The sequence below is a fragment of the Streptomyces sp. NPDC006643 genome (genome assembly GCF_042870175.1).
Classification (GTDB): domain Bacteria; phylum Actinomycetota; class Actinomycetes; order Streptomycetales; family Streptomycetaceae; genus Streptomyces.
The window spans coordinates 15,027-30,959 of record NZ_JBIAHA010000044.1 but is presented as its reverse complement, the minus strand read 5'-3'; the positions used below and the strand labels follow the sequence as shown (position 1 = coordinate 30,959).

The window sequence follows — 15,933 nt, the reverse complement described above, 5'->3', positions numbered from 1 at the left end:
AAGTCACGCCGTCCGGACACCCCCCTCCGAAGACCCCGCACCCCGCCCCCCACCACGAACAGCAACCCACCCAGCGCGCCGCAGGCGAACCCCGCAACCCGCAACCCGCGCCGGAGGCGAACCCGCGACCCCGTTCAGCCAACCCCCCCGGGAGGAACCCGCGGCATCCCCCGGAACCGCCGCCTCTCCCCCGCATCCGGCGGCCGTGGCGGCTCGTCCGCCAGCCGGACCACCCCGCCGTCCCGCCCCGCCACCACCGGCCCCACCGACCGCGCCGCCTTCGCGCGGTACTGCGCCGCGTCCGCGAGGCGGAACAGGCGCCGCGCCGACTTCAGCGGACCGATCGCGTCCCCCGTCGACGCGATCCCGCACGCCACCCCCTCCCCCAGCTCCAACTCCGCGGCCCGGCGGCAGAGTTCGTCCGCGACCGCGACCACCTCGTCCGCCGACGGCCCCACCGTGAGCAGACAGAACTCGTCGCCGCCCAGCCGCGCCGCCAGTGCTCCCGGCAGGCGCGCCCCGGAGACGGAGAGCAGCGAGCCGAATCGTTCCAGCAGCCGGTCGCCGACCGCGTGCCCGTGGGTGTCGTTCACCCGCTTGAGGCCGTTGAGGTCGCAGACGACGAGGCTGACGACCGTCCCGTCCGTACGGTGCAGCGCGACCGCCTCGTCGAGGTGCATGTCGACCGCACGGCGGTTCGCGAGGCCCGTCAGGGGGTCCGTGAAGGCCAGCCGGCGGACCTCTTCGAGCCGTTCCGTCTGCGCGATCCCCGACGCCACGACCGACGCGATGACGGTCGCGAAGTCCGCGTCGGCGCGCGCGAAGACCGGCACCCCGAGCGGCCTCGCCACGTACAGCTCCCCCCACGCCCGCCCGTGCAGCACGATCGGCGCGACGACGCAGCTCCCCCGGCGCCGTCTGCGCAGCGCGGCGACCCGCTGGTGGCAGTAGCCGGGCTCGCCGGCCGCGGCGGCCGGGCCGTCGACCGTCTCGACCCACGCGTTGGGTTCGCCGCCGCCCGCCCACCGTTCGTGCAGGAACTCCGCGATCTCGGGGAACCGGTGCACGGGGTACGACTCGTCCTCGGGGAACTCCTCCTCCCCCTCCGCCAGATCCCCCGCGTTCACCAGGACCTTGAGCTGCCCGAGATCCCGCTCCCACACGGACAGCGCGGCGAAGCTGCCGGCCAGCGCGTCACGCGCGCCGAGCGCCGCGGCCCGCCAGGACTCGTGCGGGGTGTGCGCCGAGGCCATGGCCTGGGCAAGCTCCACCACGGCCCGTAGCCGTACGTCCTCTCCCATCACCCCACCTTAGGGTGTTTTGGGGTGATTTGATCACTTGGAGCGAGGGGTCGTCACTCTCCGTCCACAACCCGACGGAAAGCCACACACGCTACTCGCCGGGCCACTGCGGCTTCCGCTTCTCGTTGAACGCCGCCACACCCTCCGTACGGTCCCCGGAGAAGGCCACCGACCGCCACGCCGCGTCCTCGACCTCCAGGCCCGCCCGCAGATCCAGCCCGTGTCCGAGCCGCAGGGCGCGCTTCGCCGCGCGGAGTCCGACCGGCGAGTTCGCGGCGATACGGGAGGCCAGGGCCAGCGCCTCGGCACGGTCGGCCGCCTCGCCCACCAGCTGGTCGACCAGGCCCAGCTCGTGCGCCTCGGAGGCCGCCAACCGCCGTGCGGTGAAGATGAGTTCGGCGGCGCGAGCGGCCCCGACGCGGCGCGGCAGCAGTTGCGTACCGCCGCCGCCGGGGATCACGCCGACCGACACCTCGGGCAGCCCGACGACCGCCGTGGGGTCGGCGACGATCAGGTCGCAGGAGAGCGCCAGCTCGAATCCGCCGCCGAGGGCGAAGCCGTGGACGGCGGCGACGGTCGGCATCGGGAGTTCCAGTACGCCGGTGTACGCCGCGCGGGCGGTCGGCCGCTGCCGTACCAGCTCGGCGTCGCTCAGCGAGTTCCGCTCCTTGAGGTCCGCGCCGACGCAGAAGGCGCGCGCGTGGGTCGAGGTGACGACGGTGACGCGTACGTCCCGGTCCGCGGCCAGCGCCGCGCAGGCCGCGCCGATGGAGCGCGCCATCTCGGTCGACACCGCGTTCATGGCCTTCGGCCGGTCGAGCACCAGCTCGGCCACATGGTCGTGCCGCCGTACCGCGACGAATTCCCCGAACCGCTGTTCTTCCCCTGCGCCCACCGCACCCACCCGCTTCCCGGTTAACGATCGTTGACCGGGATCATAGGCGGCGCCCGTCAGGCCTCCGGCTTGGGCCGCCTCGTCAGCAGCCACGGCTCCACGACGCCCAGACCGCGCACCGGCCGCTGCCACATCGGCTGTATGGCGAAGCGGTACGCGGGCGGCTCCTCGCCGTCCTTCTCGGCGGCGGCTGCCTGCTCCACCGCCTCGGCCTCGGACGCCGGGGTGTCACCGGTGCGGATCAGCTCCTCGGCGAGGGCCCCGTCGACCAGGACCGCGTCCTTCGGAGCTATCGAGGTGAGCCGGCTCGCGAGATTCACGGTGTTGCCGAAGACGTCGCCCATCCGGGTGGTGACGGTGCCGAACGCGATACCCACGCGCAGCGCCGGCATCGACTCGTCGTGCGTCATGGTCTCGATGAGCCGCAGCGCGATCTCCGTGGCCGTGCCCGCGTCGTCGGCGGCGTACAGGACCTCGTCACCGAGGGTCTTGATGAGCCGGCCGCCGTGCGCGGCCACCAGGTCGGCGCAGGTCGTCTCGAACGCCTCCACCAGCTCGCCCAGCTCCTCCTCCTCAAGACGGCGGGTCAGCCGGGTGAAGCCGACGAGGTCCGCGAAGCCGACGGCGAGCCGGCGGTCGACCATCTCCTCGTCGTCGGCGGCCTGGACGACGCGTCCGGTGGCGGCGGCGAGCTGGCGCCGCCACACGTACACCAGGAACTCCTCCAGCTCCGGGAGCAACAGCTCGACCAGGGGATACGTGACCTCGGTCCGCGTCATTCCGGGCTCGGGCGGTTCCGTCAGCCCGGCGAGGAAGGAATCGATCTGCCATTCGGCCAGCCGGGCGGTGGTCTGCCCGGTCGACCGGGCGACCTGGATCGCCATCGGCTCGCTCAGCAGCCCGGCCTCGACGAGACCGGCGAGGCGGCGCAGCGCGAGGACGTCGGCCTCGGTGAGGGCGCGTGCCTGGCCGATGTCCGCGAAGCCCATGGCCCGCCAGAAGCGGGAGGCGAGGTCCATCGAGACACCGGCGGTGCGGGCGGCCTGGAAGGGCGTGTAACGGCGCTCGGCGCCCAGGATCAGCTGTTCGAGCCGGATGGCGAGGGGGTCGTCGGTCGGCTCGGCCGTGTGGTCGACGGCGTGGTGCGGGGTGGGGTGACCGGAGGAGTCCGACGGCGGCTTTTCGTCCCCACCACCGGAGGTCGTGTCGTCGACCGTCACCAGCCGCCTCCTGCCCGTTCCCTGCGCACTGCCCCTGCCGATCTGTCGTGGGTCGCCTCAACGATACGGCAGGTCGGGGCTGTCGGGGTCGCCGTTGCGGGTAGTCGTGGAACGGGGGGCGGAGGGGCCGCGAACGGGCGCCGGGAAGGTGCCGGGAAGCCCCCGCCGGGCCGTGTGAGCGGGCGCGGCCCGCGCCCGTCAGAGCGCGCGCAGGTGCACCACGTCCCCGGCGCCCACCGCCTCCTGGCCGCCGCCTTCCGTCGCGATCACCAGCCGCCCGTCCCCGTCGATCGCCATCGCGTCGCCCAGCAGCTGCCGTTCCCCGGGCAGCTCTGCCCGCACCGCGCGCCCCAGCGTCGCGCAGCCCGCCGCGTACGCCTCCTGGAGCCCCGAGGCGGCCGGGTCGCCCGCGGCGTCCCGCCATGTGCCGTACCAGCGCTCCAGCCCGCGCAGCACGGCCCGCAGCAGCGGGTCGCGGTCGAGGGACACGGCGTGCGCGAGGGCGAGCGAGCCGGCGCCGGGGACGGGCAGCTCCGACTCGGTGAGGCTGACGTTGAGGCCGATGCCGACGACCACCGCGTCGTCCCCCACGCGCTCCGCGAGGATGCCGCCCGCCTTGCGCTCCTCCTTGGCCGCCCCGTCGCCCTCCTTGCCGCCGACGGTCACCAGGAGGTCGTTGGGCCACTTCAGGGCCGTGTCCACGCCCGCCGCCCGTGCGACGGCCGTCGCCACGGCGACACCGGTGAGCAGCGGCAGCCACCCCCAGCGCGCCACGGGTACGTCAGGTCCCGGCCGCAGCAGTACGGAGAGGAACAGCCCGGACCGGGCGGGCGCCGACCACGCGCGGTCCAGCCGCCCGCGCCCCTGGGTCTGCTCCTCGGCGACCAGCACCGCCCCTTCGGGGAGGCTGTCCGCGCGGGCGGCGAGGTCGGTGTTGGTGGATCCCGTCGCCGTGACGACGTCGAGCGACGTCCACAGTCGTCCCGGGACGATCAGCCCCCGCCGCAGGGCGGTGGTGTTGAGCGGCGGGCGTTCGAGATCGGTCCAGCGGCTGCCCGCGGCGTTCTGGTCGGTCATGCGGGCAAGCGTAGGTGGGGTCCACGACGGTGTGGTCAACGACGCACTGCCGAACGCCGGGCCCGCCGATACGCTACGGATCAGTAGCCACACGCCGAGCCGCAGAACAACAGATCCGCAGACCCGCAGACCCGCAGGGAGCCGCATCCCCATGTCCGAGCCGGAAATCGCCCGCGGAACAGAGCACAGCCACACCACCGCGGGCAAGATCGCGGATCTCCAGCGCCGTATCGAGGAGGCCACGAACGCGGGCTCCGCACGGGCGGTGGAGAAGCAGCACGCCAAGGGCAAGCTGACGGCCCGCGAGCGGATCGACCTCCTTATGGACGAGGGGTCGTTCGTCGAGCTGGACGAGTTCGCCCGGCACCGCTCCACCAACTTCGGGATCGAGAAGAACCGTCCCTACGGAGACGGTGTCGTGACGGGTTACGGCACCGTCGACGGCCGCCCGGTCTGCGTCTACTCGCAGGACTTCACGATCTTCGGCGGTTCGCTCGGCGAGGTGTACGGCGAGAAGATCGTCAAGGTCATGGACTTCGCGCTGAAGACCGGCTGCCCGGTCGTCGGCATCAACGACGGCGGCGGCGCCCGTATTCAGGAGGGCGTGGTCGCGCTCGGTCTGTTCGCGGAGATCTTCCGCCGCAATGTGCACGCCTCGGGTGTCGTGCCGCAGATCAGCCTGATCGTGGGGCCGTGCGCGGGCGGCGCCGTCTACTCGCCCGCGATCACCGACTTCACGGTGATGGTCGACCAGACGTCGCACATGTTCATCACCGGACCCGATGTGATCAAGACGGTCACCGGCGAGGACGTGGGCTTCGAGGAGTTGGGCGGGGCGCGTACGCACAACACGACGTCGGGCGTCGCGCACCACATGGCGGGTGACGAGAAGGACGCCGTCGAGTACGTGAAGTCGCTGCTGTCGTATCTGCCCTCGAACAATCTCTCCGAGCCGCCCGCCTTCCCGGAGGCCGCCGAACTTGAGCCCACCGCCGAGGACCTGGAGCTGGACACGCTCATCCCGGACTCGGCGAACCAGCCGTACGACATGCACACCGCCATCGAGCATGTGCTGGACGACGCCGAGTTCCTGGAGACGCAGGCGCTGTTCGCGCCGAACATCATCACGGGCTTCGGCCGGGTCGAGGGCTATCCGGTCGGCATCGTCGCCAACCAGCCGATGCAGTTCGCGGGCTGTCTGGACATCAACGCCTCGGAGAAGGCGGCGCGGTTCGTACGGACCTGCGACGCGTTCAACATCCCGGTCGTCACGTTCGTGGACGTGCCGGGCTTCCTGCCGGGTGTCGACCAGGAGTACGGCGGCATCATCCGGCGCGGCGCCAAGCTGATCTACGCGTACGCGGAGGCGACCGTCCCGCTGATCACGGTGATCACCCGGAAGGCGTTCGGCGGCGCGTACGACGTCATGGGCTCCAAGCATCTGGGCGCCGACCTCAATCTGGCCTGGCCGACGGCGCAGATCGCGGTGATGGGCGCGCAGGGCGCGGTCAACATCCTGCACCGGCGTACGATCGCCGCCGCCGAGGACCAGGAGGCGACGCGCGCCGGTCTGATCGCGGAGTACGAGGACGCGCTGCTGAACCCGTACGTGGCGGCCGAGCGCGGCTACGTCGACGCGATCATCCTGCCGCACGAGACACGGGCGCATCTGGTCAAGGGGCTGCGGCAGTTGCGTACGAAGCGCGAGAGCCTGCCGCCGAAGAAGCACGGCAACATCCCTCTTTAGGAGGACGGCATGATCAAGGTCGTACGAGGAAACCCGACGCCGGAGGAGCTGGCCGCCGCACTCGCGGTGGTCCGGGCCCGTGCGGCGGCGCAGGCCGAGGCCGCACCGACCACCCCGCCGCCCCCGCCGGGCTGGTCGGACCCGGCCCGTATCGCCCGCCGCGACACCCACCGGGCCGGCCCGCGGGCGTGGGCGCGCACGTACTGGCCCGGCTGAAGCCGTCTTTCGGCCAGGCCGGGGGGGGGGGGGGGGGGGGGGGGGGGGGGCCCCCCCCCCCCCCCCCCCCCCCCACGGCGCGGCGGCTGGTGGCGCGGGGTGCGGGCCGGTCCCGTCGTTCCGCGTCATCGGCGGTTGTCTTGAACAGGCGGTTGGTGACTGGTTCCAGGCGCGTAGCAGGGCCGCTGATTCACCCGGTAGCGTGAACTGACGATTCCGTAGGTCCACACTAGGAGTCCCGGTGACGCAAAGCGGACAAAGGGACGAGCCGCAGTCGCCTGCCGCTCGGCCCGCGCACGAAGGCATCGTGCTGCCCGCCGACGGTGGTCCCCCCGTGCTGCCCGGCGCCCAGGCGCCGGTCCCGGCCGACCAGGCAGGCCCGGCCGGCGGGCAGCCGTGGGGGCAGCCCTGGGGCCCGGGAGCACCACAGCCGGGGGCCGAGCCGGAGCAGCCCGGACAGGACCCGGGTGGCTACGGGGCGTACCAGGCGCAGGGGGCGTACGGAGGCGGGGGCGGCGGCGGTTACGGCTATCCGCAGGAGCCCCAGCAGCCGCAGCAGCAGTACCAGGACCCTCAGCAGCAGTACCAGCCGTCGTACCAGCCGCAGCCACTGCCGCCCGCGCAGCCGCAGCCCCCGCATCAGGAACCGCAGCAGCAGTACGGGCCGCCGCAGGGCGGGGCGTACGGCGGGCAGCCGCTGCCCGCCGAGACGCCGTCGCCGCCTCCCGGCGGCAGCGCGGACGCGACGCAGTACCTGCCGCCGGTGCCCCCGGCCGGTGCCGCCGACGCCACCCAGTTCATACCGCCGGTGCCCGCCGCCGGAGCCGCGGACGCCACGCAGTTCATACCGCCGGTGCCGCAGTACCAGCAGGGCCAGAACCCCGGCGGGCTGCCCCCCGAGCGCCCCGCCGACTCCACCCAGTACCTCGGCACCGGCCGGCCCGCCGCGCCCCAGCAGGGCACCTCCGACGCGGACGCCACGCAGTTCATCGCGCCCGTCCCGGCCGGGGGCCCCAACGACATCCCGGCCGCGCCCCCCGGCGCGCCGTACGGCATCCGGCCCGGCGCCCCCGGCGACCGCCAGCCGCCCGCCGAGTTCGACAGCCTCTTCCGTACGGAGGCGCCCGGCGGGCCGACGGCGCCCGACGAGACCCAGCAACTGCCGCACTTCGACACCGGCGCGGGCCGGCCCGGCCCGGGTCCGGTCCGGGGCCGTGGCGCCCCGCAGGGCGGCGCCCAGCCGCCCCCGTACGCCCAGCCCGCCTACACCCAGCCGCAGGAGCCCGCGGGCCCGCAGGGCCGGGCCGCCGGGCGCCGCAAGTCCTCCCCGCTCCCGCTGATCGCCGCCGTCGTGGTCGGCTGCGCCGTCCTCGGACTCGGCGCCGGCTGGCTGATGAGCGGCGACGACTCGAAGAAGCAGGACAACAACCAGACCGTGTCGTCGGAGTCCTCACCGTCCGCCCCGGGCGGCGACGAGGCCGCGGCCGACCCCGCCAAGCCGCAGGCCGAGGAGCTGGACAAGCTCCTCGCCGAGAGCAACGACAGCCGGGCGGCGGTGATCAGCGCGGTCGAGTCCATCAAGACCTGTCAGAACCTGGACAAGGCCGTCTCCGACCTCCAGGGCGCGGCCGACCAGCGCCGCGACCTGGTCACCCGGCTCAAGGAACTCAGCCTCGACAAGCTGCCGCAGCACGGTCAGTTGTCGTCCTCGCTGACCGAGGCCTGGCAGGCGTCCGCGTCGGCGGACGACCACTACGCGACGTGGGCGGGCGAGGCGAAGACGAAGAAGGGCTGCAAGGACGGCAAGGCCCGCACGACGAAGGCGGCCCAGGAGGGCAACCACGCGAGCGGCGAGGCGACGGCGGCGAAGCAGAAGGCGTCGGGCCTGTGGAACGGCATCGCCACCAAGTACGGCCTCACGAAGCGCGCCCCGACGGAACTGTGACCTCCCGGCCCCCTGGACCGCCCCCGCCCCGGCCTCACGGCGGCGGTCGGGGGAGGCCGGCAGGCCTGCGTCCTCAGCCGGGGAGCCTGAGCCTCTTGACCATGATCGAGTAGACGGGCGAGTCCTCGAACGGCTGCTGTTCGCCGACGGTCTCGTATCCCCAGGACTCGTAGAGCGCGCGCACTCGGGGGTGAGTTCTGTCGACCAGGAGCGTTGCGACATCGTCGTCGCGACCGTCCACCAGCGCTTCATGGAGCAGGGTGGAGACACCGGTCTTCCGCCACCTCTCCATCACCATGAGTTCGGACAGGGCGAAGGCCGTCGACTCCGGGGCGACCGAGGGGGGCCGCCGGGAGCCCTTCCACCAGCCCCCGGGACCAAAGACCGCCCCGTAGGCGAACCCGGTCGGCACCCCGTCCTCAAAGCCGGCGACGCACGACCAAGTCGCCTTGCCGCTCCAGTGATCGACGAACCAGGCGAAGCGCTCGCGTTCGTGAAAGCGGTCCTCCCCGCCGTCGTAGACGGCGTCGTGCATGTCGAGGAGCATCTCGCGCACATCGGACGCGTCCTCGTGTGAGTACCTTTTCAGATCCATGCCTGTGACCTTTCCGTCCATTCCACGATGCTCGGCTCGGTCGATCCCGACGACACCACGAGTCGGCGTACGTCGGCCAAGGTGTCGGTCGTCCGCTTCGATCCGCGCACCATGTTCAGCAGATCGACTGTTCGCTCTCCGGTGTGGCAGGCCAACTCGAGGTCACCCTGTCGGGCCTGGGCCAGCGACAGGTGAGCGGTGTAGTACGCCCGGTTGCGAATACGGTCGGGGCGGATGGCACCGAGCGCGCGGTGGAGATGGAACTCCGCGCGGTCGGGTTCTTCCAGGCGTAGCCACACGATCGACGTGAGTCCGTCGAGTTCGGCCTGGTCATAGAAATTGATCCACGGAGGCCGCTCCATGTCCGCCTGTCTGCCGAAGCAGCGTTCAGCGGCACTGAGCGCCCTGAGGGCCGCGCTTCGGTCACCGCTGCCCGCGCAGGCGTGTGCACTTCGCACGTACGCCAGGGAGGCGTACAGCGGGTCCTTCCTCGCGATGGCCAAGCCTTTGGCCGCGTCGGTGGCGGCGGAGACTTCGGCGAAGTCGTAGCGCTGGCCGGCGACCATCGCGAGGTGGTTCCAGACGTGGTACTGGGTCTCGCTGTCTCCGGAGAGCCCCGCGAAGGTGATGGCCGAGTCGAGGTGGCTACGAGCCCGGGTGCGGGCCCGGGCATCGATGGCGGCGAAGGCCGCGGAACAAGTTACGTCGGACGCCAAGCGGTACAACTTCGCGCGCACTCTGGGAGTGGCCGTGCCTCCCCCCGCCAGCGAGGACTTGATCCGCACAGCCAGTTCCGCAGCGTGGTTCTCGACGTTCTGTGCCCCGCCCAGGGCCTGGTCCTTGGCAATGATCTCGGCGTACTCGGCACGGAAGCGGTCCACATCGCCCTGACCGAGACGTGAGCGTGCGACACCACTCGCGGGGGTGACGGACATCGCCGCTCCTGTTGCGGATGCGATGAAGGCGCGGCGGTGCAAGGGATCCTCCGGAAGGGTCTGTGCCGTGTTCTTGGACCGGGGGGCGAAACCTAGGTCGACAGCCGAACGCCCCAGAATTCTCTCGATGCACAATCGCTGTTTCGCTTGAGGCCAACGGGTTTCACCGGTCAACCATCGGCGGACATCCCGGTCGGTGACATGACCCGGCCGGTCAGTCAGCAGCTCGATCTCAGCGTTGACACGTCTGGCCAACTCCGCCTGCCCCACCCGACACTCGGCCATTGCCTCGGCGAGTTCGCGGTTTTCTCCCACCAGCGCACGGTAGCGGTGTGCTCCACCAGGTCGACACCTCGAAGGTAAAAATCACCGGGGCACGTTGGGATCCACTCAGAAATTCGCCTGGCTCCGAGCGATGGGGTGAGGGTGAAATCGTCTCGTCCCCCAATACCGCCGTAATCAGTTCTCGGAGGAATCCCCGTGTTTCTGATGCCACTGGCACACCGTGCTCCTGGCCTATCCGCCCGCCCTTCACCGGCTTCTCCCGGCACCGGCCCGGCGGCTGACGAGATGGCGACCTGGAGAGGACCGACAGGGACCGTGCAGGCTGTGATTGTTTTCGACGCCCGTCCCAGGCATGTGGGGACCGCACGTCGTGTCACGGCCTCCGTACTTGCCGAGGCAGGTGTCGATGACCGCGAAACGGTTGAGACGGTGCAACTGCTGGTCAGTGAGATCGTGACCAACGCCGTCGTGCACGGGAATGCCGACTCGGTCTCGTTCCAACTCACATGCGACCCGGCCGGCGAAGTGTTGATTGAAGTGGACGATCACACGTCCGGCTTCCCCGAGGTACGGGAGGCGGGGCCCGACGACGAAGGCGGGCGTGGCATGCGTCTTGTCGCCTTCTTCGCCCGCGAGTGGGGCAGGAAAGGAACCTGCACCTGGTGCACGGTCCCGGTCCGGCCGGTGGCTCTCTGATGCCTGGAGACAGCCGGAGCCCCGGGAAGGGCGAGCGCCGTGTACGTGCCTGACCCCGGCCGGCCACGTCGTACCCGCTACCACCGTCTCGTCCGTGTTCTCGCGGTTCTCAGGTCCGTGAGCCGCGAACATCCCGTACTGGTGCACGCCTTCTGCACCTACCTCAGCGCCGTGGGTCTTCTCCTCGCCTTGATCGCGGCCACCGCGGCTCGGGGATGACCACAGCCGGGTGCCGTACGGGCGTGGAATCTGTGCAGCTCCAGCAGTGATCTGGCGGTTCGTCAATCAAGGAGTGACATGCGAGCAGTACTCGTCACAGGAGGTGCGGGCTTCATCGGATCGCACTTCGTCAAACGCCTTCTCCGGTCGGACGACGTGGCCGCGGTCACGGTTCTGGACGCCTTGACCTACGCGGGGCATATCGAGAATCTCGGGGAGGCGTTCCTCGACGCCAAACTGAATCTGGTCGAGGGGAACATCCTCGACGCCCGGCTGGTGGGTGATCTCGTACGCCGGCACAGCGAGATCGTCCACTTCGCGGCGGAGTCCCATGTCGACCGATCTTTCTACGAGTCGGGAAACTTCCTGACCACGAACGTCCTCGGCACTCGCACACTCCTGGATGCCGCGTTCAGGCTCGGAGTGCGCAAGTTCGTCCATGTCTCCACCGACGAGGTGTACGGGCCGCTGCTGACAGGCGCCGCCGACGAGTCGGCGCCGCTGCGGCCGAGCGTTCCCTACGCGGCGTCGAAGGCCGCGAGTGATCTGGTGGCGCTGTCCTACTTCCAGACGTACGGGCTCCCGGTCTGTGTCACCAGGTCGTCGAACAACTACGGCCCCTGCCAACACCCCGAAAAGATCATCCCCCTGTTCGTGACCCGGCTTCTGAAGGGTGAGCCCGTAACCCTTCACGGCCGGGGCCAGCACGTGCGCAATTGGCTCCACGTCGAGGACAACTGCGCCGGCATCGAACTCGTACTGCGTTCAGGTGTGCCGGGAGAGGTCTACAACATCGGCGGCGGCACGGACTTGACGAACAAGGAGCTGACCCAGCTGATCCTGCGGGCGTGCGACGCCGACTGGGACGTGGTGACCTATGTGCCGGACCGGCAGGCGAACGACCTGCGGTACGCCCTGGACTGCTCAAAGATCACCACCACTCTCGGTTATCGGCCCAACCGCGCGATGGTGGAAGGGATCGAAACTACGGTGGCCTGGTACCGGGCGAACCCCGGCCGATGGGCACCCTTGCTGCGCAATCCGCACGCACTCGTGGCGCGGATGCACGTTCCCGGTCACGCAGGGGTGTGAGGACCATGACCAGACGCATCCTCGTCACGGGCGTCGGCGGCGCCCCCGGCTTCGATCTCGCCCGCACGTTGACGCAGCTCGGCTGTGAGGTCATCGGTGCCGACTGTGACCCGCTCGCCTGCGGGCTCGCGCTGGAAGGCGTCAAACCCCGCACACTGCCACCTGCCGACCATTCCGAGTACGGGGCTCGGCTGCTTCATCTGTGCCGCACGCTGCGCCCCACCGGGCTACTGTCCACCGTCGAGGCCGAACTGCCCGCCCTGATCGCACTGCGCGGACCACTGGAAGTCCTGGGGGTACGCACCTGGCTGCCCGAATTACGCGCGGTGCAAGCGTGCGCGGACAAGGCACGGTTCCACGAGGTCATGACGCGGTGTGCCATCCCCACACCGCGCAGTGCGGGACCTGCGGGAATCGACGGTCTGCCGGACGGCCTGCTTGTCGTCAAGCCGCGTAGAGGCCAGGGCGCGAAGGACGTGCACGTCTGCCGTACGCGGCAACAGGCACGCGTTCTGTGCGAACTGGTACCTCACCCGATCGTGCAAGAACACCTCACGGGGCGTGAGTTCACCGCCGACTGCCTCATCGACCGTTCCGGCCGTGCCTCGGTGATCCTGCGGTGGCGGCTCGTGGTGAAAGCCGGGCTGTCGATGGTGTCGGCCACCTTCCACAGCCGACCGGTGGCCGACCTCGTGAAACAGGCTCTGGCTGCGGTCGGCATGAGCGGCGTGTGTTGCGTGCAGGGGTTCGTCTCCGGCGACGCCGTCAACCTCACCGAGATCAACGCCCGGATCGCGGGTGCGTTCCTGTGCGCCGAGGCGGCCGGCGCCCACCTTGTGGAGCAGAGCGTGAACGGCCTGTACGGACTTCCCGTCGATCATGACCGGTTGACCTACGAGTCCGGGGTGTACCTGACCAAGTACTTCGAGACACTGAGCCTGGAGAACAGGGGAATCCAATGACTCTGTCCACCGCGGTGAGCCGCAACGCGCGCCCGTACTTGCACGGGCCGGAGTTCGAAGCGGCGGCCCAGGCCCTGCGCGACGGCCAGTACGGGCACGCCGAACTCACCGAGCAGTTCGAGGCCGAGGTTGCCCGTTACCTCGGCGTCCCCGACGTGGTGGCCGTCGCATCCGGCACCGCCGCTCTCCAACTCTCCCTGCTTGCCGCCGATGTCGGACCGGACGACGAGGTGATCGTTCCGTCCCAGACGTTCTGCGCGACGATCCAGGCAATCATGGCCGTCGGTGCCGTCCCGCGCTTCATCGACGTGAGCCCCCGCACTTTGTGCGTCGACAGCAACGGGGTACGCGACGCCCTCACCCGGGCGACTCGCGCGGTCATGCCGGTGTTCTACGGTGGCCGGGCGGTCGATCTGGCGGATGTCCGCCCAGTACTGAGTGAGCGGGGCATCAGCGTCATCGAGGACGCCGCGCACGCCTTCGGCTCGTACATCGGCGCCGTACGCGTCGGCGGGACCGGAGACCTGACCTGCTTCAGTTTCGGCCCGATCAAGAATCTGACGTGCATCGAGGGCGGCGCCATCGTTCCCCGGACTCCTGAAGAAGCGGATGTTCTAAGGGAGTTACGCACCCTCGGCATCACTCAGCCGCAGGCTCGGCGTGTCCGTGCCACGACATACGATGTCGCGCGGTTCGGACTGCGCGCGACCATGTCGGACGTGCATGCCTCGGTCGGAATCGTTCAATTACGACAGTTCTCCGCGATCGCAAGGCGGAGACAAGAACTGTGGCGGGCATACGCGGCCGGTCTGGCAGATCTCGGCGTGGACCTGATCGACGTCGACATCGATCGTACGGTGCCCTTCAACTGCGTCGTACGCATCGGTGAACGTGACTCGGTGCATGCCGCCCTGCGCGACCGGCACATCGGCGTCGGCGTGCACTACCCGCCCAACCACCTTCAGCCGGCGTTCGCCCGGTGGCGGCGAGAACTGCCCGTCACGGAGCAGATCGCCGGAGAGATCATGAGCCTGCCCTTCCACCCGGCCATGACGGCTGCGGAAGCGACCGACGTGGTGTCCATGCTGGACCAGTCCCTGGAGGGCCTTCGATGACCCGACGCATCCTGACCGTGTGTTACGGCAACATCTGCCGCTCGCCCGTCGCAGCCGAAGTTCTGGCCCAACTCGGAGGCGAGACTGTCGAGGTGCGGTCCGCGGGTATCCGCGACAATTGGGCGGGCCGACCGGCTCACCCGTTCATACTGACGGCCGCCGCACGCCACGGTTACGACCTGAGCGGGCACCGCGCGCGCCAGGTGGACCTCGACCTGATGCGCTGGGCCGACATCATTCTGGCCATGGACGCCTCGAATCTCGCGGCGCTTTGCGAGTTGGCCGACGAGCACACCTTCGGGCGAATCAAGTTGTACCTCGGTGACCGTGATGTGGCGGACCCGTTCGGACGACCCGGCGACGCGTTCGACCGCTGCGTAGAAGTGGTCGTCGCCGGGGCCGCCCGGCACCTTCAGCTCCCCGATGGCTGACCCGCCGCGGACAGCAGAGCGTCGACCAGTCGGTCCGCCGCGTCGGGGCGGCCGTGTGCCCGCGCCCGCTCGGCGATGCCCTCGCGCCGAGCCTGGTCGTTCAACAGCGGTTCGACGGCCGCCCGCAGAGCTGCCGGCGACACCTCGTCCAACAGGGCGACAGCGGCACCGGCTTCCTGCAAATGGCGAGCGTTGTGGGCCTGTTCGTTACCGGCTGACGAGGCCAGCGGGATGAACACCCCGGCTTTGCCCAACGCGGTCAGTTCGGCGATCGTCCCGGCGCCGCTGCGGGAGACCACGACATCCGCCAGAGCCAGCACGTCGGGCAGTTCACCGCTCACGAATCCCGTCAGGTGGTAACGCCCGGCCAGTTCGGGGGGCAGCGCCCCCGCTGCTTCCCGTACGGCTGCCACATTGGCCTCACCGCACTGGTGGATGACGTTCGCGTGCCCCAACAGCCACGGCAGGATTCCGCCGACGGTTCCATTGATCTGCGCGGAGCCCTGGGCCCCGCCGGTCACATAGATCGTGGGCAACGAGCGGTCGAAGCCCGTCAGCGACAGAGCCTGAACAGCCTTGTCCGCCTGCCCCGCCAGCACCTCGGGCCGTACCGGATTGCCGGTCACCACAGCGTGGGCGCGGGCGGTTTCAGGGAGTAACGGGAGTGTGGACTCCGACGACACCGCGACAATCGCCGCAGCCCGCGCCAACGCCTTGTTCGCGAGGCCGAGCCTGACTGTCTGCTCGTGCACCACCAGGGGCCGGCCGCACAGCTTCGCGGCCAGACCGACCGGTACGGCCACGTAGCCGCCGGTGGCGAGCACCACGTCCGGCCGGAAATCGGAGACGATCCTGCGCGCCTGGCCGACGCCGCGTGGAACGTTCGTCATGTCCTTGATGTTGGCCGGTGACATCAGCTTCAACGGATTCTTCGAACGACGGATCTTGCCCGTCGCGACCTCGGCGAAAGCGACGCCTTCCGAGGCCGCGACCCGGGCCTCCAGGCCACCGGCCGTGCCCACCCACAGCACATCGACCGCCCTGCCGAGCGGGCTGAGCCGAGCCCGCAGAGCCCGCAGTGCCGTCAGCGCCGGATACGTATGCCCACCGGTCCCGCCGCCCGTAACCATCAGACGGAAAGGGGCCGTTGGTACGAGCGAATCGCTGCCGTCGCGGAGGGGGAGTTCAACCATTCCCGGAGA

The 15,933-nt window shown here is 70.4% G+C and carries 15 protein-coding genes; 8 read left to right on the top strand and 7 right to left on the bottom strand.

Translation table 11 applies throughout. The features are described 5' to 3' along the window. Positions 1-134: 134 nt before the first annotated feature. The 4 genes from ACFYNU_RS37855 to ACFYNU_RS37840 all read right to left on the bottom strand — a co-directional run bounded on the left by ACFYNU_RS37855 (position 135) and on the right by ACFYNU_RS37840 (position 4,493). Positions 135-1,301, bottom strand: coding sequence for a sensor domain-containing diguanylate cyclase (locus ACFYNU_RS37855; protein ID WP_356591778.1), 1,167 nt, complete (start codon positions 1,299-1,301; stop codon positions 135-137). Between the two features lie 91 nt (positions 1,302-1,392). Further along, the gene (locus ACFYNU_RS37850; protein WP_356591776.1) at positions 1,393-2,196 is read right to left on the bottom strand and encodes an enoyl-CoA hydratase-related protein; all 804 of its coding nucleotides are present in this window, start codon (positions 2,194-2,196) and stop codon (positions 1,393-1,395) included. A gap of 56 nt (positions 2,197-2,252) precedes the next feature. Next, positions 2,253-3,416, bottom strand: coding sequence for an adenylate/guanylate cyclase domain-containing protein (locus ACFYNU_RS37845; RefSeq protein WP_356591774.1), 1,164 nt, complete (start codon positions 3,414-3,416; stop codon positions 2,253-2,255). A 198-nt stretch (positions 3,417-3,614) separates the two neighbouring features. Then, positions 3,615-4,493: a biotin--[acetyl-CoA-carboxylase] ligase gene (locus tag ACFYNU_RS37840; RefSeq protein WP_356591772.1), complete on the bottom strand. Its 879-nt coding sequence runs from the start codon at positions 4,491-4,493 to the stop codon at positions 3,615-3,617. Positions 4,494-4,644: 151 nt separating this feature from the next. Here ACFYNU_RS37840 and ACFYNU_RS37835 point away from each other — a divergent pair, with 151 nt between their 5' ends. The 3 genes from ACFYNU_RS37835 (at position 4,645) to ACFYNU_RS37825 (ending at position 8,401) form a co-directional block, all read left to right on the top strand. Further along, a complete protein-coding gene (locus tag ACFYNU_RS37835) occupies positions 4,645-6,240 on the top strand; it encodes an acyl-CoA carboxylase subunit beta (RefSeq protein WP_356591770.1) in 1,596 nt (531 codons plus the stop codon). A gap of 9 nt (positions 6,241-6,249) precedes the next feature. Next, positions 6,250-6,456, top strand: a complete 207-nt coding sequence (locus ACFYNU_RS37830) for an acyl-CoA carboxylase epsilon subunit (protein ID WP_356591768.1) — start codon at positions 6,250-6,252, stop codon at positions 6,454-6,456. Positions 6,457-6,697: 241 nt separating this feature from the next. Then, positions 6,698-8,401 (top strand): hypothetical protein, encoded by a 1,704-nt coding sequence (locus ACFYNU_RS37825; RefSeq protein ID WP_356597033.1) that lies wholly within the window; start codon positions 6,698-6,700, stop codon positions 8,399-8,401. A 73-nt stretch (positions 8,402-8,474) separates the two neighbouring features. On the opposite strand, the gene ACFYNU_RS37820 is transcribed toward ACFYNU_RS37825, so the two are convergent. Further along, the gene (locus ACFYNU_RS37820; protein ID WP_356597031.1) at positions 8,475-9,017 is read right to left on the bottom strand and encodes a GNAT family N-acetyltransferase; all 543 of its coding nucleotides are present in this window, start codon (positions 9,015-9,017) and stop codon (positions 8,475-8,477) included. After that, the gene (locus tag ACFYNU_RS37815) at positions 8,987-10,246 is read right to left on the bottom strand and encodes an XRE family transcriptional regulator (protein ID WP_356597029.1); all 1,260 of its coding nucleotides are present in this window, start codon (positions 10,244-10,246) and stop codon (positions 8,987-8,989) included. Before ACFYNU_RS37815 ends, ACFYNU_RS37820 begins: the two co-directional genes overlap by 31 nt. 294 nt (positions 10,247-10,540) lie before the next feature. Between ACFYNU_RS37815 and ACFYNU_RS37810 the strand changes: the two genes are divergently transcribed. The 5 genes from ACFYNU_RS37810 (at position 10,541) to ACFYNU_RS37790 (ending at position 14,731) form a co-directional block, all read left to right on the top strand. Continuing rightward, entirely contained in the window at positions 10,541-10,912 is a 372-nt protein-coding gene (locus ACFYNU_RS37810; protein ID WP_356597027.1) for an ATP-binding protein, read from the top strand. Positions 10,913-11,209: 297 nt separating this feature from the next. After that, a complete protein-coding gene (gene rfbB, locus ACFYNU_RS37805; protein WP_356597025.1) occupies positions 11,210-12,223 on the top strand; it encodes a dTDP-glucose 4,6-dehydratase in 1,014 nt (337 codons plus the stop codon). A 5-nt stretch (positions 12,224-12,228) separates the two neighbouring features. Next, positions 12,229-13,185 carry an ATP-grasp domain-containing protein gene (locus tag ACFYNU_RS37800; protein WP_356597023.1) on the top strand — a complete coding sequence of 319 codons (957 nt, stop codon included), beginning with the start codon at positions 12,229-12,231 and terminating at the stop codon, positions 13,183-13,185. After that, a complete protein-coding gene (locus ACFYNU_RS37795; RefSeq protein WP_356597021.1) occupies positions 13,182-14,300 on the top strand; it encodes a DegT/DnrJ/EryC1/StrS family aminotransferase in 1,119 nt (372 codons plus the stop codon). The genes ACFYNU_RS37800 and ACFYNU_RS37795 overlap by 4 nt, the downstream gene beginning before the upstream one ends. After that, on the top strand, positions 14,297-14,731 hold the full coding sequence (locus ACFYNU_RS37790) for a low molecular weight protein-tyrosine-phosphatase (RefSeq protein ID WP_356597019.1): 435 nt from the start codon (positions 14,297-14,299) through the stop codon (positions 14,729-14,731). Before ACFYNU_RS37795 ends, ACFYNU_RS37790 begins: the two co-directional genes overlap by 4 nt. Here the strand turns inward: ACFYNU_RS37790 and ACFYNU_RS37785 are convergent. Further along, a complete protein-coding gene (locus ACFYNU_RS37785) occupies positions 14,713-15,924 on the bottom strand; it encodes a UDP-N-acetylglucosamine--N-acetylmuramyl-(pentapeptide) pyrophosphoryl-undecaprenol N-acetylglucosamine transferase (protein WP_356597017.1) in 1,212 nt (403 codons plus the stop codon). The two genes, ACFYNU_RS37790 and ACFYNU_RS37785, sit on opposite strands and share 19 nt — an antisense overlap. Between the last annotated feature and the right edge of the window lie 9 nt (positions 15,925-15,933).

Bases quoted from the DNA above. Each gene is read 5' to 3' on its own strand.
- ACFYNU_RS37855 (WP_356591778.1), bottom strand. From the start codon at position 1,301: ATGGGAGAGGACGTACGGCTACGGGCCGTGGTGGAGCTTGCCCAGGCC.
- ACFYNU_RS37840 (WP_356591772.1), bottom strand. From the start codon at position 4,493: ATGACCGACCAGAACGCCGCGGGCAGCCGCTGGACCGATCTCGAACGC.
- ACFYNU_RS37835 (WP_356591770.1), top strand. From the start codon at position 4,645: ATGTCCGAGCCGGAAATCGCCCGCGGAACAGAGCACAGCCACACCACC.
- ACFYNU_RS37830 (WP_356591768.1), top strand. From the start codon at position 6,250: ATGATCAAGGTCGTACGAGGAAACCCGACGCCGGAGGAGCTGGCCGCC.
- ACFYNU_RS37820 (WP_356597031.1), bottom strand. From the start codon at position 9,017: ATGGACGGAAAGGTCACAGGCATGGATCTGAAAAGGTACTCACACGAG.
- rfbB (WP_356597025.1), top strand. From the start codon at position 11,210: ATGCGAGCAGTACTCGTCACAGGAGGTGCGGGCTTCATCGGATCGCAC.
- ACFYNU_RS37800 (WP_356597023.1), top strand. From the start codon at position 12,229: ATGACCAGACGCATCCTCGTCACGGGCGTCGGCGGCGCCCCCGGCTTC.
- ACFYNU_RS37795 (WP_356597021.1), top strand. From the start codon at position 13,182: ATGACTCTGTCCACCGCGGTGAGCCGCAACGCGCGCCCGTACTTGCAC.
- ACFYNU_RS37790 (WP_356597019.1), top strand. From the start codon at position 14,297: ATGACCCGACGCATCCTGACCGTGTGTTACGGCAACATCTGCCGCTCG.
- ACFYNU_RS37785 (WP_356597017.1), bottom strand. From the start codon at position 15,924: ATGGTTGAACTCCCCCTCCGCGACGGCAGCGATTCGCTCGTACCAACG.